Source organism: Periweissella beninensis (assembly GCF_016908275.1).
Classification (GTDB): Bacteria; Bacillota; Bacilli; order Lactobacillales; family Lactobacillaceae; genus Periweissella; species Periweissella beninensis.
This window is the reverse complement of sequence record NZ_JAFBDN010000001.1, coordinates 139,934-163,168: the sequence shown is the minus strand read 5'-3', so window position 1 is coordinate 163,168 and position 23,235 is coordinate 139,934. Positions and strand designations below refer to the sequence as shown.

Annotated in this window: 22 protein-coding genes and 1 other annotated feature; of the genes, 14 read left to right on the top strand and 8 right to left on the bottom strand. The window is 36.6% G+C overall.

Annotation, left to right across the window (positions count from 1 at the left end; genetic code table 11):
- Window positions 1–48: 48 nt before the first annotated feature.
- Window positions 49–1,347, top strand: a complete 1,299-nt coding sequence (locus JOC59_RS00730; protein ID WP_205142881.1) for an MFS transporter — start codon at window positions 49–51, stop codon at window positions 1,345–1,347.
- 197 nt (window positions 1,348–1,544) lie between these two features.
- Entirely contained in the window at window positions 1,545–2,507 is a 963-nt protein-coding gene (locus JOC59_RS00725; RefSeq protein ID WP_205142880.1) for a D-2-hydroxyacid dehydrogenase, read from the top strand.
- Window positions 2,508–2,752: 245 nt separating this feature from the next.
- Here the strand turns inward: JOC59_RS00725 and JOC59_RS00720 are convergent, their stop codons facing one another.
- Together JOC59_RS00720 and JOC59_RS00715 are read right to left on the bottom strand one after the other, a co-directional pair.
- Window positions 2,753–4,231: an APC family permease gene (locus tag JOC59_RS00720; RefSeq protein ID WP_205142879.1), complete on the bottom strand. Its 1,479-nt coding sequence runs from the start codon at window positions 4,229–4,231 to the stop codon at window positions 2,753–2,755.
- Window positions 4,232–4,283: 52 nt separating this feature from the next.
- A complete protein-coding gene (locus JOC59_RS00715) occupies window positions 4,284–5,429 on the bottom strand; it encodes a PTS sugar transporter subunit IIC (protein WP_205142878.1) in 1,146 nt (381 codons plus the stop codon).
- Window positions 5,430–6,163: 734 nt separating this feature from the next.
- Between JOC59_RS00715 and JOC59_RS00710 the strand changes: the two genes are divergently transcribed.
- From JOC59_RS00710 to JOC59_RS00675, 8 genes are all read left to right on the top strand, one after another.
- Window positions 6,164–7,099 carry an aconitase family protein gene (locus JOC59_RS00710; protein ID WP_205142877.1) on the top strand — a complete coding sequence of 312 codons (936 nt, stop codon included), beginning with the start codon at window positions 6,164–6,166 and terminating at the stop codon, window positions 7,097–7,099.
- Between the two features lies 1 nt (window position 7,100).
- Window positions 7,101–7,685 carry a 3-isopropylmalate dehydratase small subunit gene (leuD, locus tag JOC59_RS00705; RefSeq protein ID WP_205142876.1) on the top strand — a complete coding sequence of 195 codons (585 nt, stop codon included), beginning with the start codon at window positions 7,101–7,103 and terminating at the stop codon, window positions 7,683–7,685.
- 16 nt (window positions 7,686–7,701) lie between these two features.
- Complete coding sequence (gene sufC, locus JOC59_RS00700; protein ID WP_205142875.1) at window positions 7,702–8,496, top strand: Fe-S cluster assembly ATPase SufC; 795 nt, start codon at window positions 7,702–7,704, stop codon at window positions 8,494–8,496.
- 20 nt (window positions 8,497–8,516) lie between these two features.
- Window positions 8,517–9,782, top strand: coding sequence for a SufB/SufD family protein (locus tag JOC59_RS00695; protein WP_205142874.1), 1,266 nt, complete (start codon window positions 8,517–8,519; stop codon window positions 9,780–9,782).
- Window positions 9,775–11,004: a SufS family cysteine desulfurase gene (locus tag JOC59_RS00690; RefSeq protein ID WP_205142873.1), complete on the top strand. Its 1,230-nt coding sequence runs from the start codon at window positions 9,775–9,777 to the stop codon at window positions 11,002–11,004. The genes JOC59_RS00695 and JOC59_RS00690 overlap by 8 nt, the downstream gene beginning before the upstream one ends.
- Window positions 11,001–11,444 carry a Fe-S cluster assembly sulfur transfer protein SufU gene (gene sufU, locus JOC59_RS00685; RefSeq protein WP_205142872.1) on the top strand — a complete coding sequence of 148 codons (444 nt, stop codon included), beginning with the start codon at window positions 11,001–11,003 and terminating at the stop codon, window positions 11,442–11,444. Before JOC59_RS00690 ends, sufU begins: the two co-directional genes overlap by 4 nt.
- A complete protein-coding gene (gene sufB / locus JOC59_RS00680; RefSeq protein ID WP_205142871.1) occupies window positions 11,445–12,848 on the top strand; it encodes a Fe-S cluster assembly protein SufB in 1,404 nt (467 codons plus the stop codon). It begins immediately after the preceding gene.
- Between the two features lie 73 nt (window positions 12,849–12,921).
- Window positions 12,922–13,161, top strand: coding sequence for a metal-sulfur cluster assembly factor (locus JOC59_RS00675; RefSeq protein ID WP_260344383.1), 240 nt, complete (start codon window positions 12,922–12,924; stop codon window positions 13,159–13,161).
- Window positions 13,162–13,328: 167 nt separating this feature from the next.
- Here the strand turns inward: JOC59_RS00675 and JOC59_RS00670 are convergent, their stop codons facing one another.
- The 6 genes from JOC59_RS00670 to deoC form a co-directional block, all read right to left on the bottom strand.
- Window positions 13,329–14,675, bottom strand: coding sequence for an aspartate aminotransferase family protein (locus JOC59_RS00670; RefSeq protein WP_205142870.1), 1,347 nt, complete (start codon window positions 14,673–14,675; stop codon window positions 13,329–13,331).
- 9 nt (window positions 14,676–14,684) lie between these two features.
- Complete coding sequence (locus JOC59_RS00665; RefSeq protein WP_205142869.1) at window positions 14,685–16,115, bottom strand: APC family permease; 1,431 nt, start codon at window positions 16,113–16,115, stop codon at window positions 14,685–14,687.
- Window positions 16,116–16,544: 429 nt separating this feature from the next.
- Window positions 16,545–17,294 (bottom strand): type I 3-dehydroquinate dehydratase, encoded by a 750-nt coding sequence (gene aroD / locus JOC59_RS00660; RefSeq protein WP_205142868.1) that lies wholly within the window; start codon window positions 17,292–17,294, stop codon window positions 16,545–16,547.
- 138 nt (window positions 17,295–17,432) lie between these two features.
- Entirely contained in the window at window positions 17,433–18,248 is an 816-nt protein-coding gene (locus JOC59_RS00655; RefSeq protein ID WP_205142867.1) for a 2-keto-4-pentenoate hydratase, read from the bottom strand.
- Between the two features lie 167 nt (window positions 18,249–18,415).
- Window positions 18,416–18,658, bottom strand: a binding site (T-box leader).
- A gap of 69 nt (window positions 18,659–18,727) precedes the next feature.
- Window positions 18,728–19,447, bottom strand: a complete 720-nt coding sequence (locus tag JOC59_RS00650) for a GntR family transcriptional regulator (RefSeq protein WP_205142866.1) — start codon at window positions 19,445–19,447, stop codon at window positions 18,728–18,730.
- A 15-nt stretch (window positions 19,448–19,462) separates the two neighbouring features.
- Window positions 19,463–20,185 carry a deoxyribose-phosphate aldolase gene (gene deoC / locus JOC59_RS00645; protein ID WP_205142865.1) on the bottom strand — a complete coding sequence of 241 codons (723 nt, stop codon included), beginning with the start codon at window positions 20,183–20,185 and terminating at the stop codon, window positions 19,463–19,465.
- A gap of 219 nt (window positions 20,186–20,404) precedes the next feature.
- On the opposite strand from deoC, the gene JOC59_RS00640 reads away from it, so the two are divergent.
- From JOC59_RS00640 to JOC59_RS00625, 4 genes are read left to right on the top strand one after another with little or no spacing between them, the layout of a single operon-like run.
- Window positions 20,405–20,821: a PTS sugar transporter subunit IIA gene (locus JOC59_RS00640; RefSeq protein ID WP_205142864.1), complete on the top strand. Its 417-nt coding sequence runs from the start codon at window positions 20,405–20,407 to the stop codon at window positions 20,819–20,821.
- A gap of 24 nt (window positions 20,822–20,845) precedes the next feature.
- Complete coding sequence (locus JOC59_RS00635; protein ID WP_205142863.1) at window positions 20,846–21,340, top strand: PTS sugar transporter subunit IIB; 495 nt, start codon at window positions 20,846–20,848, stop codon at window positions 21,338–21,340.
- Window positions 21,341–21,366: 26 nt separating this feature from the next.
- Window positions 21,367–22,209, top strand: a complete 843-nt coding sequence (locus tag JOC59_RS00630) for a PTS mannose/fructose/sorbose/N-acetylgalactosamine transporter subunit IIC (protein ID WP_205142862.1) — start codon at window positions 21,367–21,369, stop codon at window positions 22,207–22,209.
- A gap of 20 nt (window positions 22,210–22,229) precedes the next feature.
- The gene (locus JOC59_RS00625) at window positions 22,230–23,054 is read left to right on the top strand and encodes a PTS system mannose/fructose/sorbose family transporter subunit IID (RefSeq protein WP_205142861.1); all 825 of its coding nucleotides are present in this window, start codon (window positions 22,230–22,232) and stop codon (window positions 23,052–23,054) included.
- Window positions 23,055–23,235: the final 181 nt, after the last annotated feature.

Here is a 23,235-nt window from a genome sequence, read left to right as displayed (position 1 = left end):
GAAGAGAAATTTGGAAGAGAGCATATGAGAAAGAATAGGAGAGTATGAATGACGGACGCGGCTAGGAGCGAAAAATTATTTAACAAGGGTTTTATCAGTATCACGATAATTAATTTTGTGGTGTATTTAGTTTATTATTTATTGATGGTAATTATTGCCGTTATTGCTCAGGATAATTTACATGCTAGTTTAAGCCAGGCAGGTTTAGCATCAGGAATTTATGTTATTGGCACGTTGTTAGCGCGATTATTTATAGGTAAAAAATTAGAATTATTTGGGCGCAAACAAGTGCTACGTTACGGAGCTATTTTTTATTTAATTACAACTTTAGCATATTTGTACATGCCATCAATCGCTGTGTTATACATAGTTAGGTTATTAAATGGCTTCTGTTATGGAACAGTGTCAACAGCGACAAATGCAATTGTTACAGAATATATTCCATTTAGCCGACGTGGAGAAGGCATTAATTATTACGGTTTGAGTACTAGTTTAGCAGCCGCGATAGGACCATTTGTAGGAATGCTGTTGCTTGACTATACTAATTTTTATTGGATTATCGGTATTTCAACAGTATTAATTGCATTAACAACAATTGGTTGTTTACTTACAAAAGTGGAAAATATTGAATTAAGTAAGGCCCAAGTTGCCGTTGCTAAAAGTTGGAAGATAAATACGTTTGTTGAAAGTAAAGTATTATTTATTGCATTGGTTGGTTTTTTAATGGGGTTAGCATACTCAAGTGTGTTATCATTTTTAGCTTCGTATGCGGAAGCAATTAATTTGGTAAGTGCTAGTTCATTTTTCTTTGTCATATATGCATTAGTTATTACCGTGACACGACCATTGTCAGGTAAAATCTTTGATGCACATGGTGAAAATGCAGTGATGTATCCAAGCTACATCTTTTTAACAATTGGCTTGTTGTTATTAAGTATGACGCAACAAAGTTGGCAATTGTTATTGGCCGGGGCGTTTGTTGGTTTAGGATATGGGACGTTTATGTCTAATGGACAAGCGGTAACTTTGAAGTTAATCAAAGATGGTACTCGGATTGGGGTCGCTTTGTCAACATACTTCATTGGTTTAGACTTAGGAATTGGTGTTGGACCTTACGCTTTAGGAACTTTACGGGCGTTTGTTAGTTTCAAACAAATGTATTTAGTAACAGCTATCTTACCAATAATTTGTTTAGTTTTATATAAGCTTTTTTATAAGGGTGCGCAAAATGAAAAAAGTATTGAAATGGAATTTTCAGATGCTCTTAAAGCTAAGGAAATAGACGTTGAAACAGATAAACAACCTAAATTAAATATAAAAAAGCAACAAGATCCTAAAAACATTTAATTTGATGAGCAATTAATTCGTAACTTGAATTAGTTGCTTTTTTGTATTGTAAGGTCAAACTATAATTTTTTGCTACCTATTAAGTGGTTATTAAAATAAACTTTTAAGCTAATTAGCAGTTTTATAATAGGTTATTTTAGAAATATCATGCTATGATTATTTTAAGATAGTACTTACTATAAGGAGTGTAAAAGAACATGAAAATTGTTGTCTTAGATAGTTATGCCTTAAACCCTGGTGATTTGGATTGGTCGCATTTAAAAGCGCTCGGGGAATGTACTTTTTATGATCGGACAGCTACTAGTGATGAAGCTGAAATAGTCAAGCGAATCGGTGACGCAACCGTTGTTTTAACTAATAAAACACCGATTAGTGAAAATGTGTTAAACAAAGTACCAACGCTAAAATATATTGGAGTTTTAGCGACTGGCTATGATGTTGTGGATGTTGAAGCTGCAAACAAGGCTGGAATTGTAGTAACCAATATTCCTACTTATGGAACTGACGCTGTGGCGCAATTTACCTTTGCATTATTATTAGAAATTACTAGTCAAGTTGGCTTACATAGCGAACTAGTTCATGCTGGTAAATGGAGTAGTAATCCTGATTTTACATTTTGGGCTAAACCGTTAATTGAATTAAAAGATAAGACAATCGGTATTGTTGGTTTTGGTCGAATTGCACAAGCAGTAGCTAAAATGGCACATGCCTTTTCAATGAATGTTATTTTCTATAATCATCGACCTAAAGACCATGCTGACTGGTTGAAACAAGTATCACTTGATGATTTGTTTAACCAGGCTGATATTATTAGTTTACATGTTCCACAAACACCGGAAACAACCCATTTAATTGATAAAAATGCGCTCGCCAAAATGCGGGATGGTGTTATTATTATTAATACATCACGTGGTAAACTGTTAAATGATGTTGACGTTGCCCAAGGTTTAAATAGTGGCAAAATTTTAGCAGCGGGGGTTGATGTAGCACCACAAGAACCAATTGCTGCTGATAGTCCGTTACTTACTGCTAAGAATTGTTTTATTACGCCACATATTGCATGGGCTCCTAAAGAAGCGCGCGCAAGATTGTTAGATATCGCAGTTAAGAATATTCAGGCTTTTAATGATGGCAAACCACAGAATACTGTTAATAAATAAAATATCTGACTAGCATGATTTCAGGACTAGACTGAAGTTATGTTAGTTTTTTTATTTAGTAAGACTAAATAAACTAATATCATCTTGGCAGTCCGTGCTTAATAAATGGCTATCACGGTTTGGCGCGATCTAATGAAGAAAATTAGTTCGCTTTAAATTTATTTTGCGAAAATAAAACCCCCATGAGTTAATAGCTAACTCATGGGGTTTAGTTAATCATTTTATTGATGTTGCCACACTCTAATTTATTCTTCAACAAGTGGGGCTTGTTTTCTTACAGAACTACTACTTTTTTGTACATTATTAGACTTAATAGAATGGCGGATACCATAAACAACGTAAATAATTACACCAAAGAAGAACCAACCAGCTGCTAAGATTTTAGCATCAACATTTAGCTGCCAGAAAAGCATCATTGATGCTAAACCTGCAATAACTGGCAATACTGGATAAAGAGGCATCTTAAAACCAGAATGATCGATATCTTTACGCCGTCGTAAGATTAAAACACCGAATGAAATCATAATAAAGGCAATTAAAGTACCAGCTGATACTAAGTTAGTAAGCATGGTAATTGGGAAGATAGCTCCTAAGATAATACTTACAATTGCAAGAACGCTTAAAGCAATATGAGGGGTACCAGCTTTATTTACTTGCCCCATTTGCTTAGGAAGTAAACCATCACGCCCAAGGGCATACATTAACCGTGAACCACCTAAAGAAACACCAATTAACATTGAAAAAATACCAACTAAAGCAACAATTGAAAGCAAGTTAGCCACAAAAACATGGCCAGTTTGGCGTAAAGCCCACGCAGCAGGATCGGTTATAGTGGCATATTTAGTATATTTAAACATACCGACCATAACTAAAGAGGCACCAATGAATAATGCTGTAGCAAGACCTAATGTTGCAAAAATAGCTCGGGGAACAGTTTTTTGAGCATTTTTAGCTTCAGCAGCATTGGAAGTCATCATATCAAATCCAATATAAGCAAAGAAAATTTGTGAAGCACCAGCGACAATCCCAGACCAACCAAAGCGAGTTCCACCTTCATTTTTAGGAATAAATGGATGGAAGTTATCAGGATGAATAGCTGTCATACCAACAGCAATAAATAAAATAATAACAATAATTTTACCAACAACTAGCCAATTTTCAACTTTAGCGGTATCGCGAATTCCACGAGATAATAAGAACCAAACCAAAAGCACGGCAATGATAGCAAATAAATCAATGTATGTGCCGGCTTTTGGCGCAAAAGTACTAGTTAAGGCTTTTGGAATGGTGATACCAAAGGTTGAAAGGAAACCACGAATATAGGCCGACCAAGCTGAGGCGGAGTATGCTAAAGCAATTAAGTATTCTGCTAATAAAGCCCAGCCAGCAACCCAACCAAAGAATTCCCCATAAATGATATTAGACCAAGTATAGGCTGAACCAGCAAAAGGAAGTGCTGATGAAAATTCAGCATACGCAAGTGCCGAAAGACCGGCGACAATGGCAGCAATAATAAATGAAATAGCAACGGCAGGACCGGCGTAATTAGCTGCAACGACCCCGGGAATAATGAAAATAGCAGCACCCACAACTGTTCCAACACCAATAGCAGTTAACTCTTTGGTACCTAGTGCATTACCATCAAGTCGCTTATCAAGCTTTTGATAGTTACTAGGTGATTCTTTACGAATGAATTTTGCCCAAAAGGCGTTTTGATTAAACATGGTAATACCTCGATTAATTTTTTTGTAAAACTTTAAAGATGGTTTTATAAGACTAAATCATTTCCAAATGTAATTGTTCAGCCTTAGCCCATCCCATTTTCCGCATAATTCGATAGCCAATAAATGAAACTATGATTGGTACGATTACACCAATTACCATATAAGCAATGAAAGATCCAAAATTAGAACCAGCCAAGGCCAAGGGAACGATGAATGAGTTGAAACCAATACCAGCCATTGTAAAGGGGGCTGTTACATGAAATACAATAGTAGCAATTGGGGCCGCAATAGCAGCACCAATCATTGGTGGAATGATCAATGCAGGGTTTTGGGTAAGGTTTGGAAATTGAATTTTTGGTGTCACAATTCCTTGGGCAATTGTTGCACCAATCTTATTTTCTTGGAATGACATAGCAGGGAAACCTACAAAAACAGCGGTAGTCCCGATTAAAATAGCACCGGCTGCTTGTGGTGAAGTAATACCGGTTGCACCAATAGCAACGGCTAAAGCAGCAGCTGACGCAGGTGTCATTGTTAAAGCACCAAAGGTCATTGCGACAATTGCGGTACCCATAATCGGATTGACAGCAACACTTGAGGCAATAATTTTACCCATTGCCACCAAAACGGGTGTCGTCACCATTGCTAAGTAATAACCAGAAACTGTTCCAACAATCGTTGTGGCTGCAGGAACAATAACCATGTCTAAGGGTGTTTTACCACTAAGCCATTTACCAAACAACACAGCAATTAAACCCGCTAAGACTGCTGAAATTGGTTGGCCAGTAGTAATAATTGCTGATCCAGCGACTTGCGCACCCGCATAACCAGTAGCAGTAACACCTTGAACAGCTTTTTCACTGAAGAAAACAGCATTAGCACCTACGGTTGAAGCGGCCATTGCAGCAAACATAACCATCGTATTTGTTTTCATTTGGGATGCAATGGCTGCACCAAAGGCCGCGGGTAACATTACTTTAGTTATAGCACCCATTTGGACCATGGGGGCCCAATTAATAAAACCGGCAATTGTTTGTAATAAAAGGCCCATACCTAGTGTAACTAAGATTGCATTGGAAACCGCTGCACTAACGTTATAAACGGTTTCTTTAATTGATGTTTTGGTTTGCGTAACCTCATCCGTAATTGCTTTTTTGTCAATAATCATTGGTTGGTGCGAAACTGAATTTTGAGCCATAATCTTATTCTCCTATTTTTACTGTGTGATTAGTCCTAGGTAAACAATCGCGAGAGTAAATAAAAAACGCCCTGACGATTGCTCGTTAGGACGTTTGTGAAAGACGTTTTCCTAACCAGCTACTAAACTTACATTAAGTCTAGTAGCTGGGACAAACCAAAAGGTCAACCTACTAGACTCTAGATGAGTAGAAGGTTGAGGAGGAGGGCGTTATTAATGATATTAGTATTAAAGTTAGTCATAATAAAAATCTCCTTTTTGTTTTGTTATTTTATGAGTATTACTTTACATAAATGAGAAAAGAATGTCAATATCTTTTTTTATTTAATTTATTTTTTAATCAATATTAATCAAGAATAAGCATAAATTATGCCATTAAAAATGGTTTGAGTAGCAATTAATAATTTGTGAAGAAAGTAGTAAATAGAGTGGTTTTAAATAATTATTATAAAAAATTAGTATAATATAATTAGAGCTTGACATAGGGTTTTTAGCGGCGTAATCTAACGGCAATCACTAGTGATGAATGTAACATTTGATTAGAAGGACGCTAAAATATGTCAATTAAGATTAATGCAAAAACCACTTTACTAAACCTATTACTATAATTGACGGGCCTGACACATGTTAAGCCCTATTTTGATGTAAGTAATGAGGCGCTTACTTAAAGAAGTCTCCAAGTAGGAGGTTTTTTTATTAGAGAAGGAGTTTTTTAAATGAGAAAAGTATAATTTTTGGATACCACTTTGCGGGATGGCGAGCAGACAATTGGGGTTAATTTTAGTGTTGAAGATAAGATCAAAATTGCAAATAACCTTGAAAAATGGGGAATTGATGTTATTGAGGCCGGTTTTCCAATTGCATCAACAGCTGATTTTGCCGCAGTTCAAGCAGTTGAATTTTATGGTGATATAATTGAAAAAATGGGTATGGAAGAGCGGATGACTCTTTGCAATATGGCTATTGAGGGTGGTGCAAAGATGGGAAGCGTACAACCAGATGCAATAACTTTTGAATATGTTAACGGACGGAAATATGCGCCAAAAAATATGGATAAAGCAATCACATATTGGCAACAATTTAAAACGGATAGTCCCGATGCTTTTGATCAGATCATTGAAATGAACGTGGCTCAGTTGGCACCCCAAATATCATGGGGAACTAATCCGGGAATGTCGGTGGGGGTTGATGAAGTATTACCAGCAATTAAAAATGAGGACGATAAAAAAGCCTATGCTTATGTCGATTTGGTACCAGGTCAAAAGGCAATGGATATTCCTATTAATTGGGCTTTTTTTGGTTCATGTACTAATGGGCGTTTATCGGATTTAAAAGAGGCAGCTAAAATATTAGCAGGTAAACACATTAATGAGAAAGTGACGGCTTGGGTTGTCCCTGGCTCGCAATTGATTAAACAGCAAGCCGAAGCGCTTGGGTTAGATCAAATTTTTAAGACAGCTGGTTGTGAATGGCGTGAACCAGGTTGCTCGGCATGCTTAGGAATGAATCCTGATCAGGTTCCTAGTGGTATACATTGTGCATCAACGTCTAATCGTAACTTTGAAGGACGGCAAGGCGTAGGTTCAAGGACTCATTTAGCTAGTCCTGCGATGGTAGCCGCTGCCGCAATTAATGGTCATTTTATTGATATAAGAAAGGAAGTTGGCTAATATGCAACCAATTACAATTATTAAAGCGACAACGGTACCGTTAATGAAAGAAAATATTGATACTGATCAAATTATTCCTAAACAATTTTTGAAAAATATTCTAAAAACTGGTTTTGGGAAAGACTTATTTTTTGATTGGCGTTATGATGAAAATGGGCAGATTAATCAAGACTTTGTTTTAAATAAACCTTTATATAAATCGGCAGAAATTTTAATTACAGGTAATAATTTTGGCTGTGAGTCATCGCGTGAGCATGCAGTCTGGGCACTTAAAGATTATGGTTTCAAAGCAATAATTGCAGGCGGCTATAGTGATATCTTTTATATGAACAGTACTAAAAATGGTTTGTTAGCAATTGTTTTACCAGAAGAAGATCGGCAAAAACTTGCTAAGCTTGCTGCTACGCAAAAAGTAGCAATTCATTTACCTAATCAAAATGTTTCATGTGGAACATTTTCTGCCAATTTTTTGATTAATAAACTGTGGAAAGATAAATTAATTAAAGGACAAGACGACATTGATTTAACCTTGCAGTACGCGGCCCAAATTACCGCCTTTGAACAACAAATACCTAACTTTGATTAAATATAAGGAGCTTACTATGTCAACCTTAGTAATTCGCCAATTACATGTGGCAATTGTCGACAATGAAACAAAAAAACAAACAGAAATTATTAAAGGACTAGATTTAACGATTAACACCGGTGAAACACATGCGATTATGGGGCCAAATGGAACTGGTAAGTCAACACTTTCGCAAGCCATCATGGGTCATCCTAATTATATAGTAACTAGTGGCGATATCCTAGTTGATAACGTTAGCTTGCTAGCAAAAACAGTTGATGAAAGAGCACGGCTTGGTCTGTTTTTAGCAATGCAATATCCAGTTGAGATTAGTGGTATTACAAACTTTGAATTTATGCGGGCAGCAATGAATGCCCAAAGATCACCAAAAGAGCAATTATCAATTGGTAATTTCATGGCAGAACTCCAACGAAATTTAAAAATGTTAAATATGTCAGAAGCAATGCTTGAAAGATATTTAAACGAAGGATTTTCTGGTGGTGAAAAAAAGCGGAATGAAATTTTACAAATGATGATGTTACGGCCAAAGTTTGCAATTTTAGATGAAATTGATTCAGGATTGGATATTGATGCACTTCAAGTTGTAGCCCAAGGTGTAAATGCTTTAGCGGGACCAAAGTTTGCAACCTTGATGATTACCCACTATCAAAGATTATTGGACTATATAAAACCAGATTACGTACATATTATGATGGATGGACGGATTGTTAAAACTGGAACAGGGGCCTTAGCCCAAGAATTGGAACAGACAGGCTATGCTCATTTACGTGATGAGCTAGGTTTGGATATTAAGCTTGTTGATGAAGACTAAATTAGTGGGGAATTAAATGAATGGTAGAAAAGGTAGAGAAACAAGCATTAGCTACCGCAATGGAGCGTATTTTAAAACAGGTAGAGCCACAATGGTTAAAAGAAATTAGAATACAAGCATGGCAACGGGCTAACCAACTAGAGTTACCACGGGTTGATAAAATCGCATATAAAGACTGGCCGCAATTTATTACCAGTAAGACGATAATTAAACAACAAAAGGATATAGATGCCCAGCAACAAATTGAGTATCAACTAAGTAACTATGCGGATCACTATAGTAAAAAGCTTGCTAAAAGCATGCAAGAAAAAGGACTTAAAACTTATACATTCAAAGAAGCAATTCAATTAGTGCCTCAAATTTTAAAAGATCAACTAATAAAAATGTTAAAACAGGCTAATACTAAAACTGAAGCTTATCAAATTGCACTAATGACTAGTGGTTGGCTTATTAAGGTGCCAGATAATGTTGAAATTGACGAAGTATTAACAATTTTAACAGACCAAGCCTCTGATCAACAGACTGATTATTGCAATCAAACAATCGTTATTCTTGGTAAAAATAGTAAATTAAAAATTATGCATGAAATAGCTTCAACACCACAGTCAGCAAGCCCAACGCATATCGGTGTTAATATTACGTTACATGCAAATGCGCAACTTCAATATATTGGTCTTGATCAATTAGCAAGTAATTTTGGCTATCTTAAACGCACAGCGCATTTAGCTACTGCTAGTCAGTTAAATTGGCAATTAGTTGATTTAAGTAAAGGTAACCTAATCAGTGAGTGTACTAGTCATCTGATTGGTGCTGGATCCGAGTCAAAAATAAACGTGATTAGTATTACTAGTCAACAGCAACAACATGGGTTTAATACTAAGCTGCTAAACTATGGGCATCATTCTAAGGGCGAAATAAATCAACGAGGCGTTTTGCTAGATGCTTCAAAATTAGTTTTTAATGGTATTGGTAAAATATATCATGGGGCACATGGAACTTATGCTAATCAAGAAAATCGTTTAATGATGTTATCAAGCCATGCTAGTGGTGATGCTAATCCAATTCTATTAATTGAAGAAAATGATGTTGTAGCAGGGCATGCCGCTAGTGTAGGGCAAATTGATAAGCAACAACTTTACTATTTAATGAGTCGTGGTTTATCAAAAGCAATGGCACAAAAATTGGTTGTCACTGGTTTTTTAAGTAAAACGATTGATAGTAGTATCGATCAGGCATTAGCTCAGCGGATATTAGGAAAAATTGAGGAAAAGTTAGTTAATGGATAATTCTAAAAAAACAGTTAATGTTCGACAAGATTTTGCGATTTTAGCAACACAAATGAATCAGCAACCACTTATATATTTAGATAATGCGGCAACCACGCAAAAGCCACAGCAAGTAATTGAGGCGATTATGGCCTATTACAACACTGCTAATGCCAATGTTCATCGGGGAACATATACCTTAGCGAATAATGCAACAAACCAATATGAGCAGGCTCGAACAACAGTGGCTAAGTTTATTCAGGCGACTGCCGAAGAAATTATATTTACACGTTCAACAACGGAAAGTTTAAATTGGATTGCTAAAAGTTATGAAAGTAAATTACAAACAGGTGATGAAATTGTATTAACGGTCGCTGAGCATCATAGTAATATTGTTCCATGGCAACAATTAGCGCAAAAGACTGGTGCTGTGTTAAGGTTCATCAAGTTGGATCAAACCGGAAAAGTATCATTAACGGATGCTCAACAAAAGATTACTAATAAGACAAAAATTGTTACGTTTGCATATGTTTCAAATGTTTTAGGCATGCGCGCCCCAATTTTAGAATTAATTAAACTTGCACATGCAAAAAACGCCATTACCGTGATTGATGGGGCTCAGGCAATGGCTCATTTTCCAATTGATGTCATGCAATTAGATATTGATTTTTTAGCTTTTTCTGGTCATAAAATGTATGGTCCGACTGGTATTGGTGTCCTGTATGGTAAAAAGGCATTATTAGAGGATATGGAACCACTTCAATTTGGGGGTGAAATGATTGATGAAGTAACCCAAGATACCGCAACATGGCAAAAAATACCGTGGAAATTTGAGGCTGGGACACCGAACATTGCAGGAGCCATTGGCTTAGCCGCCGCCATCGATTATTTAAAGAAAATTGGGTGGCAAAAAATCATAAGTCATGAACAAGCCTTAATGCAAGCTACTTTTAAGAATTTAAAAACAATTCCCAATTTAATAATTTATGGTTCGCAAGTACCTGAGGATCACTATGGTGTTATCTCATTTAATCTTGCAGATTTGCATCCGCATGATATTGCCACTGGTTTGGATTTAGCAGGTATCGCAATTCGAGCTGGACAGCATTGTGCGCAACCATTAATGGATTATTTACACGTTTTAGCAACGTTAAGAATTAGTACCAGTATTTATAATCAAAGTAGTGAAGTACGTAAGGTAGCTAAGATCCTAAAAGAACTCGAGGCCTTTTTTAAATCATGACTTTATTAAAACTAGAACAACTTTATAAACAAGTAGTTCTTGAGCATGCACAAAATCCGCATAACCAAGGACAACTAGTAATGCCAACTGCCCAGATTAGGTTAAAAAATCCAACTTGTGGTGATGTTATTGAGCTTCAAGTTATGATTGAAAATAAAATAATAACCAATATTAAATTTACCGGTCATGGTTGTACTATTTCACAAGCATCAGCGAGTATGTTAACTAACACGGTTAAGGGGCTAGAGATTAAAACTGCCCAGAAAGTTATTACTAACTTTTTGGCAAAAATTAGTGGTCAAGTAATTACCCAAGCTGATAATCAGCAATTGAAAGATGCTGCCGTATTAAGTAGTATTGCGCAGTTTCCAACCCGAATTAAATGTGCTACCTTGGCGTGGCATGGCTTAGCTGAAATTTTGGAAAACGAAGGTAAGTAAATGAGTGAATTAGAAAGTATCATGACAGATGAAGATTATGAATATGGCTTTCATGATGATGTAAAACCAGTATTTTCAACAGGGCGGGGGTTGAGTGAAGCAGTCATCCGCCAAATATCAGCGGCTAAAAATGAACCAGCGTGGATGTTAACGTATCGGCTAGCAGCCTATCAAACCTATCTTAAAATGAATGAAGCTAATTTTGGGCCGGATTTAAGTAAACTAGATTTAGCAAATATGAAATTTTATCAAAAGGCGACGGATAAAAAATATCGTGATTGGGAAGACGTCCCAGCAAAAATAAAAACAACTTTTGATCGTTTGGGCGTCCCAGAAGCAGAACGCAAGTATTTAGCCGGTTCATCTGCACAGTATGAATCAGAGGTTGTGTATCACAATATCCAAAAGCAATTAGCAACAATGGGAATTATATTTACTGATACTGATAGTGCGTTAAAAGAATACCCAGAGTTGTTTAAAAAATGGTTTGGCAAATTAGTTAAACCAGATAATAATAAATATGCAGCCTTAAATAGTGCCGTTTGGTCAGGAGGGAGTTTTATCTATGTACCTGCTGGGGTGACCGTACCAATGCCAATTCAAGCGTATTTTCGCTTAAATGCTGAGAACACTGGGCAGTTTGAAAGAACCCTAATTATTGTTGATGAAGGTGCACATCTGGAATATGTTGAGGGTTGTACGGCGCCACAATACGACTCAGATAGTCTACATGCTGCTGTGGTCGAGGTTAACGTATTAGCTAATGGGTATTGTCGCTATACGACGATTCAAAATTGGTCAGATAATGTGTATAGCTTAGAAACTAAGCGTGCACAAGCATTGGATAATGCAATTATGGAATGGGTGGATGGTAATCTTGGCTCAAAAGTGACAATGAAGTATCCCTCCGTTTATCTTAATGGTTATGGTGCCAGAGGAACAATGTTATCAATTGCCTTAGCTAGTAATGGCATTATTTCGGATACGGGTGCGCAAATGATTCATAATGCCCCCAATACATCATCATCAATTGTTTCAAAATCAATTGCGCGAACTGGTGGCAGTGTTAACTATCGTGGTAATGTAAAATTTGCTAGGAATAGTGCAGGATCCTTAGCACATGTTGAGTGTGACACGATCATTATGGATGATCAATCAAAAAGTGATACAATTCCATATAATGAAATTTTGAATAGTGATGTAGCGATGGAACATGAGGCTAAAGTTTCTAAAATTTCTGAAGACCAATTGTATTACTTAATGTCACGTGGAATTAGTCAAAGTAAAGCAACTGAAATGATTGTAATGAGCTTTGTTGAACCCTTTACAAAAGAGTTACCAATGGAATACGCAGTTGAATTAAATCGGTTGATTGCGTTTGAAATGGAAGGATCAATTGGTTAAACAAAACAATGAATTTATGCCTATCGCGTTAAACCTTTTAACACAAGTTGTTGATTTAGAATTATAAATTGATGTGGTTAATTTGGGTTTGATATATGACGTTAAACTTGATAATCAAGGTAGTTGTTTAGTCGTCATGACTTTAACAATGTTAGGGTGCCCATTGACCGATTATTTAAAAGAACAAATTGAAGAAACTTTACTTAGGCATTCTAGGGTTAAGAAAGTAAACTTTGAAATTGTTTTTGAACCACGTTGGTCCGTGCAAAAAATGAGTCAACTAGCTCGTTTGGCCTTAGGTATTCATGTGTAAAGCGCGGTTCAATCGATTTATGGTCAAGCGGGTTTCAGAGTTAATGTTAAAAAACAAAAACAGAGATTAATCACCAATAATAAACGGTGATTAATCTCTGTTTTATTATTTAAGTAAGCACCTTAAATGAAGCTGGTAGGGCTAGTTTATTATGCTAATCGCACATATTACCAACCAATTTCGCTAGCGTTATTTGGGAGTTCCAAGGTGCCAGCTGCTAGTTCAGTAAAGGCTTGATGGAGAATACTAAAGGCTTGTGTTAGTTCATCTTCTGTAATAACTAATGGTGGTTGGAACCGTAAGACATTACCACGGAGACTAATAATAATTGCGCCTAGTTCAAAAACCCGGTAGATTAATTTAGTGGTAGCAGTGGCATCACTCAACCCAGTGATTGGATCGACAATATCAATCCCACCGTTCAAGCCATACATCCGTACATCACCAATAAATGCAAATTGTTTTTGCTCATTTTCAAAAAAGGCTTGCGCTCTTTGACCTAAAAGCGCTGAGCGTTCAATTAAATGTTCATTTTCAATAACATCTAGGGTAGCTAAGGCCGCTGCTGTGGTAACTGGATTACCTGCAGCAGTAAAAGTATGCGCAGGTGACCCCAAGGCATCCATAATCGGTGCTTTACCCATAACAACACTTAGGGGTAAGCCAGAAGCTAATGATTTACCAACCGACATTAAATCAGGTTCAAGCCCTTCAAAGTTTTCAATTGACCACCATTTACCAGTACGGCCGAGTCCTTGATTAACCTCATCAACGGCAAATAAAATACCATGTTCATGGGCGAAATCATAAACTTTTTTTAAATAACTAGTTGGTGCTTTAACAATCCCACCATCTCCTTGAATTGGCTCAATTAAAATAACGGCAACTTCTTCTGCTGGTAGATAGGTTTCAAAGGGTTGTTTAAAGGCCCTAAACAACCGGTCAACAAATGCATCTTCGCTTTCGTTAGCAAGTCGTTGCCAGGGATCGGGATAAGGTACTTTAACAACACCTGGTAATAGGGGACCAATTTTGCGGCTCATATTTAGACTAACAGCAGAGGTAGTTAAAGAACCGTAAGTTGAACCATGATAAGCCCCCGTAAAGCTAACAACATACTGACGATTAGTATAGGCACGCGCAAATTTAATGATGGCATCATTTGCATCTGAACCGGAATTACCCCAGGCAAGTTTGACTGGACCACTTATGGGAGCCAAGGCGGCTAACCGTGGAGCTAATTTAGCGGCAGGTTCATTGGCAAAATAGGCTGGTGTATATTGAATTAATTTTTGAGCCTGCTTGGTAATTGCTGCAACAATGTGGGGATGAGCGTGGCCAGTGTTTGTTGAAGAGGCACTAGCTAGTAAATCAATATATGTTTTACCATCAGCATCGGTAATTGTGGCACCGTTACCATGGTCAATAACAATATCATAATATTTAACACGTGTTGCCGGGGATAGGGCAGCAGCTTCTTTAGTTAATAAGGAACGATTTGTATCTTCAACCATGTGACTCACCTACTTTTGTTTATTAAGATACGAGTTTCTTGAACCATAGGTAAAGTAAATAATGACACCGACGATAAACCAGATACCAGCGTAAAGTTTAGCATCGTTACCTAAGCCCCAAAAGACAACTAAAACACCAATGAAACTAAGGGCGGGCATAACTGGATAGAAAGGCATTTTAAAAGCAGGTACGTCAATATCCTTACCTTCACGAGAACGTAGACCATAAATACCAAGCGTTACAAACATAAAGGCAATTAACGTGCCGGCCGAGATTAATTGGGCCAGAAAGGCGAAAGGAAACATCGAACCGATAACTAGACCAATAATAGTGAGGAGCCAAAGTGAGCGATTTGGGCGGTTTGCTTTATCTAATTGGCCAAGCCATTTAGGAAGCATGCCATCACGACCAAATGAGTAAAGCAGACGAGAACCAGCTAGCATCATACCAATCAGTGCGGTAAACATCCCAATAACACTAATTGATTGGACAATGGTTGCAACAACTGCATGGCCACTTTGTCGTAAAGCCCAACCAACTGGTTCAGCATTATTAGCATAACTTGAATATTTAAACATGCCGACCAAGACTAAGGAAACACCCATGAATAAGACAACGGCAATGGCTAATGAGCCTAAAATACCACGAGGCATCGTTTTTTGCGGATTGATTGCTTCAGCAGAATTAGCAGCAATTGAATCAAAACCAATGTATGCTAGAAAAATCATGGATACGCCAGCATATACGCCTTGCCAACCACCAAAGTCCCCATTTGCTGTCATGTGATATTTAGGGATAAAGGGGAAGTAGTTACTGGTACGAATGGCAGTTAAACCAACGACAATAAATAAAAGAATGGCTAAAACTTTTAAAATAACTAAGACGTTTTCAATCTTAGCAGCGGTTGAAACACCGTGTGATAGTAATAGGGCAACACCTAAAATAACAACGGCAGCAACAATATCAATAACGCCACCATTAGTGCCAAAGGCATTACTTAAACTAGCAGGGAGTGAAATACCTAATGGTTCAAGTAACCCACGGAAGTTAGCTGATAAACCAGATGCGACAAAGGCAACGGCGATAAAGTATTCTGCTAGTAAGGCCCATCCGGCGACCCAACCAAAAAATTCACCAAAGATAACATTAATCCATGAGTATGCTGAACCGGCAAAGGGCATGGCTGATGCCATTTCAGCATATGCAAAGGAAACCATCCCAGCAACAATTGCCGCGACTAAAAATGACAATGCGACAGCAGGACCAGCATGTTCAGCGGCAACGACACCGGGTAGGGTGAAGATTGAAGTTGAAACAATGGTTCCCACGCCAAGAGCTAAAAAATCACGAACACGCAGTGATCGAACAAGATGGGCATCCTTGCTCTCATAAACGCTGGGATCTTCTTTACGAAAAATCTTTTCTTTGAAACTTGACATAAACTACCTCCTAATCGATAGGCAAAATAAATGGATGATAAAAGGAATAACTATATATTAATCAATCTTAAATGTTAAAAAAATTAAAATTATTAATATGTTCTAACATTTATAAGCAATTGTCAATGGCTTTTTAAAATTAGCTTCTTTTTTCACGAAGTTTTTACGCTAACCTTGTCTGCTGTTAAAATTAATGATAAATTTGTTTATTTTATCATAACGAGGTCACAATGCTAATATTTAAAAGTTAATAGCGGTAAATTAATAATTTAACATATACAATAAAAAAGGGTAGAAAAAATAAATTTTCTGCTCTTTTTTAATATCTACGTAACCTTGAGTTACTAACACAAATTGCTTAACAGATTAGCAAAGGCATACTCGATGATTAGGTGATAATGCATGCAAGACTATGGATTAAAATGGTACTTAACTAAGTTCAGCTAAGAATGTTTTTAACGTATCAAGATCTAACTGACCGGGTGCAGATGCATCTTCTAAGGCTGCAAAGGTTAAGCAGGAATGAAAAACGGGTCCACTAAAACGGGTTAATTTACCAAGTTCACCCATGGAAATGGTGATGATTGGTTTATCAAAAATCTGATTAGCCATTGTCGATAGTTGTAAAACGGTTAACACATCCATCGTGCTATTGGGCATACTAGCAATTTTTAAAACATCTGCATCTAAACGATCCATTGCAGTTAATAAGCTAAGACCATCAGTTAGTGAAGGTGTTTTAACAAAATCGTGATTACTCATAATGACTGGAATATTCGCAGCATGAGTATTCGTAACTAAGGTTTTAATCGTAGCAAAATCATGAGTAAGTTCAATATCAATTGAATCAGCTAAATTATTATCAATAATCGTTGCTAATAATTTAAAATAACTAGTATCATCAAGGGGCAGATTACCTCCTTCTCCATAGGTTCTAAATGTTATTAAAACGGGAATAGGGGCTAAGATTGCTCGTAAATCATGACTAGTTTTAATTAATTTAGTGTCATTTAGAACAGCCTCAAAGAAATCAATGCGCCATTCAACCAAATCTGGGTTTACCGTTTTAATCGCTTGCGCATATTCTAAAATAGAACTAGTAGTATCTTTAGTAATTGGGATAGCAATACTTGTTTTATCAGTTGCTAAGGTTAAATTTTTAATTGTTACATTGGCCATTTTGAAATACTTCACAAAGAATATAATTTAATAACACATTTAGTTTACCTTTGTGATTAACTGATCAAAAATAGGAAATATTTTTAATTTATAAAAAAATATCAATACTTCAATGGAAAGCCAGTCAACATTTAAAACCTAAGCGGTAACTGTCACCGTAACACTAGCCAAACCATGCGTAAAATCAACGTGCCAAGTACCAGTAGTAAGAGCTGGTGGTAAAACAAAGGTCCCTGCTGAAACCATTTGTCCGGCCTTAAAGGTTTTACCTTGGTCAGCTAATTGAGCAACGAGCCAGTGAAGCGAGTTTAGCGGATTACCCAGAACTTCGCTTGCTTGCCCACTAGCAACTGTTTCATTATCATGGGTTAATTCACAGGCAACTTTGGTTACTTGATCAACATCTTTAAATAGACTAGTAGTTGGTCTTGGTTGACTGTATACAACTAACCCACCAACAGCAGCATCAGCCATTACCATATACTTGGATAGCTGTGGGAACCAATCTGCAAAGCGAGAATCAGGTAATTCTAAAGCTCCCGCGACGTTAGTCTTAGCCATTAGATCACTTAATGAGTCAGTAGGTAGTAAATCAGCGGTTGCTTCAAAGGCTAACTCAACTTCAACTAAGGGTTCCATTAATGTTTGTAGACTAACTGTTGCTGGACTAGTTAAAAAGTGACTTTTAACTTGTGCACCGTATAGAGGGCTTGTTGCAGCAAACATTGCTTGTGTTTTAGCGCTCGTTAAGGATACTTTATAGCCACCAACTGCTTCACGTTTTAAGGCAGTCAGTTTATCTTGAACAGCATAGGCTCGTTCATCCGTGGTAACAGTATCTTGCCAATCTTTTTCAGTCAGTGGTTTCCGTGTTTGATAAGCATCAAATAAGGCGTGGGCAAATTTAAGTTCATTTTCAGTCAAGGTAGTAGGTTCGGTTGTTACTAAAGTCATAATCAATTCCTCCATAAAATACTTTAAAATTTAGGTAAAGGGTGTTTAATAGTAAATTTAATGTTATTAATATCTGAAATATCGCTTGAGTCCGACATAGCACTTACCACCTTTATTAAAAATTTCAATTAAATCAACAAAAAAGCCCTTCAACAGCCAACTGGCTATTAAAGGGCGTCATTACGCGGTACCACCTTATTTTTATTCACTAAACAAATAGTGAATCTCAATTCGCAAGCTACAACTGTAATTTGCTAGCTCTATAATGGGAGCTCCCAATCCTGACTACGACATAAAAGTTCGCCGGATAACTCATAGGTGATTTTCAAATTTAAATTATTATCGTTTTGCACCAACCAACGACTCGCTAAAAATAATAAAAAGCCTACTTTCCTACTCAACGTTTCTCATTAAAATTTAATTGTTGGATGTATATTAACAATTTAAAAATAACTTGTCAATGATTTTTAAAAATTTTTTTACAAACTAACGTCAATGTTGAAAGAATTTAGATCGCCACGATATTTAGCAATAGAATATTCAATAGCGCCAGAGTCCTGTGTGTGACCGATCGTATGAAAATAAAAAAGGGGTTCGTTTTGTTGAACATTGAGTAGATTAGCAACAGTCTCATCTGCCTTGATAACTTCTAGCCGGCGTTGTACACGGACAACTGCGGTATTATTGGCCGCTAAAGTTTCATAAAGGGAAACCGCCGTAAAGTCATAATCACTCAAATGTGGAACCACACTATAGGGAATATAGGTGGTAACAATCACAATTGGTTGATCATTAGCATAACGTAGCCGAACAAGCTTAAAAACAATTGAGTCTATGGGGAGATTTAAACGTTCACAGACTTCATTATCGGCCACTTCAGTGGTAAACATAATGACTTTGGTCATGGGAATTAGGCCATGATTATCCATTTCTTGATCGTAGCTAGCAATCACATGGGTAAATTCTTGCACAATTTTACGTTGGCGAACAATTGTGCCACGTTTTTTGCGACGGTCAAGATAACCATCGTTAACTAAGAGCTGAATAGCTTGACGAATAGTCGGCCGACTAACACCATAAAAAGTTGCAAGTTCAATTTCTTTGGGAATTAAGGCATTTATTGGATAAATCCCAGTTTGAATTTTTTTTAGCAAATCGTCAGCAATTTGGCGATATTTGGGCATTGGTATATCTGTCATTATTCGTATCCTTTCTTATTTTTTCGTCGGGGTGATAGAAATTGTTGTGGTATTTTGCGCAGTCAATCGTTGAGTTAATTCTGTAATAATAGCAATCCCAGCACTAGTTCCAATTCTAGTAGCTCCCGCTGCAAGCATTGCTAAAAAATCATTGGCATTTCTAATTCCTCCCGCCGCCTTAACCGCAACACTATTACCCACTGTTTTTTTCATTAGTTTGACATCTTCAATCGTGGCGCCACTTGGACCAAAACCAGTTGATGTTTTTATAAAGTCGGGTTTAATTTCCTTAGCGATTTCCGCTAGTTTAATAATTTCATTCGTCGTTAAATAACAATTTTCGAAAATAACTTTACTAATAACATTATTTTGACGACATAGAAAGACAATTTTTTGCATTTCATCAGCAACTAAGGACCACTGTTGATTTTTAACTGCTGTGAGATTAACAACGTAATCAATTTCATCGGCACCATTGGCGATTGCATCTTGGGTATCAAATAACTTACTGGCAAGGGTGGTTTGGCCTAATGGAAAACTAATTGCAGCCCCAACATGAACTTTACTAGTATTAAGTAACTTAGCACACAATGCAGTTTGACTTTGATTAATGGCAACCATTTTAAAGTGGTATTGGTTTGCTTGTTGGCATAGTAATTGGATATCTTGAGCTGTGGCATCTGGATGAAGATTAGTATGATCGATTAGGTTACTTAAGTCAGTAATGGAATAGTTCATAATAAAGGCCTCATTTCATATTATGTATTAACATATTAAAATTAGCAATAATTGGTATAGTTGTCAAATTATAAATGCTTATCGATTTAATTATACCTAACACTATATATTGTATAACAAAATTATATAAAATATATTGACTATATGAAAGCGGTTTCATATAATTAACATGTAAACGAAATATGTTAATACAAATATGGGTCCAAGGATGGTGATTACATGAAAGTTTTAGTTGTTTCGCATAGTGATTTGGCCAAGGGGGCAGTTGCGAGTTATGAATTTATTGCTAGTCAAGCACCAGAACTAAGTACATTGGTTTTGAATGATCAAGGTGTTACGGATTTTCGGAATCGCTTAGTGAATTGGCTAGATGAACAAGTAGAACCAGTCTTAGTTTTAGCTGATTTAAAAGGTGGTACTCCATTTAATGAGGCATATAATTATTTTTTGGGCCACCCAGATCGCATTAGGGTTGTTAGTGGGGTTAACTTACCAATGCTGTTAGAGTTGGTACCGCAAATTAGTGGTGTCGCTGACTTAGATCAAGCAGTATCAATTGTCGTGACAGCAGGTCAACAAGGGATTCAAGTTGCACAGAATAGTGATGATGATGCAGATGATGATTTAGATTTTTAACTGATAATTTAGGAGGAAAAAATTATGACAATTTCAGTAGTACGAGTTGATGATCGAGTAATTCATGGCCAAACAATGACGAGATGGACAAAAGCCCGACCAGTTGATGGCATTTTAGTAGTAGGGGATGCAATTGCACATAATGAATTAAGACGTAAGGTTTTAAAGGCAGCTGCGAATGAACTTAAAGTGGGAATTTATACAACTGCTGAAGCACCTGAAAAAATTGCTAAAGGAATTGAATCAAAGAAAAATTTCTTTTTAATTAGTGATTCACCACAAACCTTTTCACAATTAGTTGATATGGGAGTTGATTTTGGTGGGACATTGAACGTAGGACCAATGAATACTCGCCCAAATACCAAAATTTTAGGTCGAACCGTTGCGATTGACCAAAATGATTATGCTGCATTTGAAAATATTGCTAAGCATGGCGTTGATATTCAATTCCAATTGTTACCAGATGATGATATTCGCCATTGGGACACGATGAAAGCAAAATACGATTCAATGGATTAATTACAACACTAAAGGGGTGATTATTTATGTCGAGTTTATTTATACCTGCACTTTTAACAGGAATCTTTTGTTATTTAGGGGCGATTGAATCGCCTTGGCTTTTAGGAATGTCTGGTGGTTATTATATTGTTGGGCGTCCCTTAGTTGCTGGTCTTTTAATTGGATTAGCATTTGGTGACATTCAAGCTGGTGTTTTATGTGGTTTGGCTGTTCAAGGGGTTTTTATTGCGAACCTAAATACTGGTGGGGCAACGAATAGTGAAATCGTTTATGCCAGTTATGGTGGTATTGGTTTAGCCATGGCCACAACTAAGGATCCTGCAATCGCGGTAACTCTTGCGATTTTAATTGGTCAAACATTTGGTTTGATTTTTTACAATGGTCGGATGGCGTTATATTCATTTTGGAATACACGCGCTGAAAAAGCAGCCCATGAAAATGATACTCATGGAATTACCCTAAATCACTTAGTATATCCGCAAATTACCACGTTTATTCTGCGGGCAGTACCCGTGTTTCTTGCAATTTATTTTGGTAAGGGCTTAGTTGATTGGTTAATTCATAGTATCCCAGAAGAAGTCACCCATATTATTCAAGTCCTTGGTGGGGTATTACCAGCGTTAGGGATAGCCTTATTAATGAGTATTGTAATTAAAAATAAAACACACTTTATTTTCTTCTTTGCTGGTTTTGTATTATTAGCGTTTGCTAAGTTGAGTATGATTGCGATTGTCTTTATTGCAGCACTAGTTGCTTATATGTATTATTTCGCATCAATTAATAAAGGAAATGGTGGTGATGGTAATACCGCAACACAATCTTCAGCGGTCAATACAGCTGATGAATATGAAGATGATGATCTCTTTTAAGAATAGGAGGAGCAATTGACATGGATGCAAAGCAAACTGACAAATTATTAACAAAACATGATTTAAATCGACTATGGTATCGTTGGGGCTTTACTCACCTTAGTTCAATGAGTTATGAAAAATTACAAGGACATGCGTGGGCTTACTCATACATTCCTTTCGCTAAAAAATTCTATAAAGATGATCCAGAAAAACAACGCCGTTTACTTGAACGCCACTCGATGTTTTACAATACTGAACCACAAACTGGCCAGTTAATTAATGGGATTGTCGCGTCCCTAGAAGAACAAATTGCACTAGGCAATGATGTTTCAGAGGAAATGCCTGTTAATATAAAAGCGACATTAATGGGACCACTTGCCGGAATTGGTGATTCAATTATTCAAGGAATTATTGTACCTATTTTATTATCAATTGCTATGAGTTTAGCAGCTGGTGGGAGTGCGTTAGGACCAATCTTTTATATTGTCGCATATGGAATTTTAGGACCTTCGATTTCGTATTTTGCCTTTCATAGTGGATACAAATTAGGAGTTAGTGCAATTGATACTATTGTTGGTGAGAACTCAAAGCGGATTACAGATGCCTTTAATATCTTAGGGGTAATGGTTGTGGGGGCATTATCAGCTAAAACAATTGTGCTAGAAACGATTGCGAAAATTCCTCTTGGTGGTAAAACCCAAAATTTACAAGTCGTTTTAGATAACATTTTCCCAGGTATTTTACCATTAGGTATGGTTTTACTTGGTTGGTGGTTGGTTTCAAGTAAACAGATTTCAGCTACTAAAGTTATTCTAATTATGACAGCAATTATCACAGTAGGTTCGTTAATTGGCTTCTTTTAATCGATGAAAATTGAAAATTTTATAAAAAAGGTTAGCGTTAAACAACTTTTGTTGTTTAGCACTAACCTTTTTTTGATAATAATATCGTTAGACGATTATGTAATAGGTAAGCTAATCTAAAAAAACGTAAAATCTAATTTTAATAGGTATAAACCTTTCAACTAATGACTAATAAGTATTA

What these genes read in the sequence shown, in the direction of transcription:
- JOC59_RS00730 (WP_205142881.1), top strand. Translation starts at nt 49, where the DNA reads ATGACGGACGCGGCTAGGAGCGAAAAATTATTTAACAAGGGTTTTATC.
- JOC59_RS00720 (WP_205142879.1), bottom strand. Translation starts at nt 4,231, where the DNA reads ATGTTTAATCAAAACGCCTTTTGGGCAAAATTCATTCGTAAAGAATCA.
- JOC59_RS00635 (WP_205142863.1), top strand. Translation starts at nt 20,846, where the DNA reads ATGACAATTTCAGTAGTACGAGTTGATGATCGAGTAATTCATGGCCAA.
- JOC59_RS00640 (WP_205142864.1), top strand. Translation starts at nt 20,405, where the DNA reads ATGAAAGTTTTAGTTGTTTCGCATAGTGATTTGGCCAAGGGGGCAGTT.
- sufB (WP_205142871.1), top strand. Translation starts at nt 11,445, where the DNA reads ATGAGTGAATTAGAAAGTATCATGACAGATGAAGATTATGAATATGGC.
- JOC59_RS00715 (WP_205142878.1), bottom strand. Translation starts at nt 5,429, where the DNA reads ATGGCTCAAAATTCAGTTTCGCACCAACCAATGATTATTGACAAAAAA.
- deoC (WP_205142865.1), bottom strand. Translation starts at nt 20,185, where the DNA reads ATGAACTATTCCATTACTGACTTAAGTAACCTAATCGATCATACTAAT.
- sufC (WP_205142875.1), top strand. Translation starts at nt 7,702, where the DNA reads ATGTCAACCTTAGTAATTCGCCAATTACATGTGGCAATTGTCGACAAT.
- JOC59_RS00665 (WP_205142869.1), bottom strand. Translation starts at nt 16,115, where the DNA reads ATGTCAAGTTTCAAAGAAAAGATTTTTCGTAAAGAAGATCCCAGCGTT.
- aroD (WP_205142868.1), bottom strand. Translation starts at nt 17,294, where the DNA reads ATGGCCAATGTAACAATTAAAAATTTAACCTTAGCAACTGATAAAACA.
- JOC59_RS00690 (WP_205142873.1), top strand. Translation starts at nt 9,775, where the DNA reads ATGGATAATTCTAAAAAAACAGTTAATGTTCGACAAGATTTTGCGATT.
- JOC59_RS00695 (WP_205142874.1), top strand. Translation starts at nt 8,517, where the DNA reads ATGGTAGAAAAGGTAGAGAAACAAGCATTAGCTACCGCAATGGAGCGT.
- JOC59_RS00625 (WP_205142861.1), top strand. Translation starts at nt 22,230, where the DNA reads ATGGATGCAAAGCAAACTGACAAATTATTAACAAAACATGATTTAAAT.
- JOC59_RS00670 (WP_205142870.1), bottom strand. Translation starts at nt 14,675, where the DNA reads ATGGTTGAAGATACAAATCGTTCCTTATTAACTAAAGAAGCTGCTGCC.
- JOC59_RS00655 (WP_205142867.1), bottom strand. Translation starts at nt 18,248, where the DNA reads ATGACTTTAGTAACAACCGAACCTACTACCTTGACTGAAAATGAACTT.
- JOC59_RS00650 (WP_205142866.1), bottom strand. Translation starts at nt 19,447, where the DNA reads ATGACAGATATACCAATGCCCAAATATCGCCAAATTGCTGACGATTTG.
- JOC59_RS00630 (WP_205142862.1), top strand. Translation starts at nt 21,367, where the DNA reads ATGTCGAGTTTATTTATACCTGCACTTTTAACAGGAATCTTTTGTTAT.
- leuD (WP_205142876.1), top strand. Translation starts at nt 7,101, where the DNA reads ATGCAACCAATTACAATTATTAAAGCGACAACGGTACCGTTAATGAAA.
- sufU (WP_205142872.1), top strand. Translation starts at nt 11,001, where the DNA reads ATGACTTTATTAAAACTAGAACAACTTTATAAACAAGTAGTTCTTGAG.
- JOC59_RS00725 (WP_205142880.1), top strand. Translation starts at nt 1,545, where the DNA reads ATGAAAATTGTTGTCTTAGATAGTTATGCCTTAAACCCTGGTGATTTG.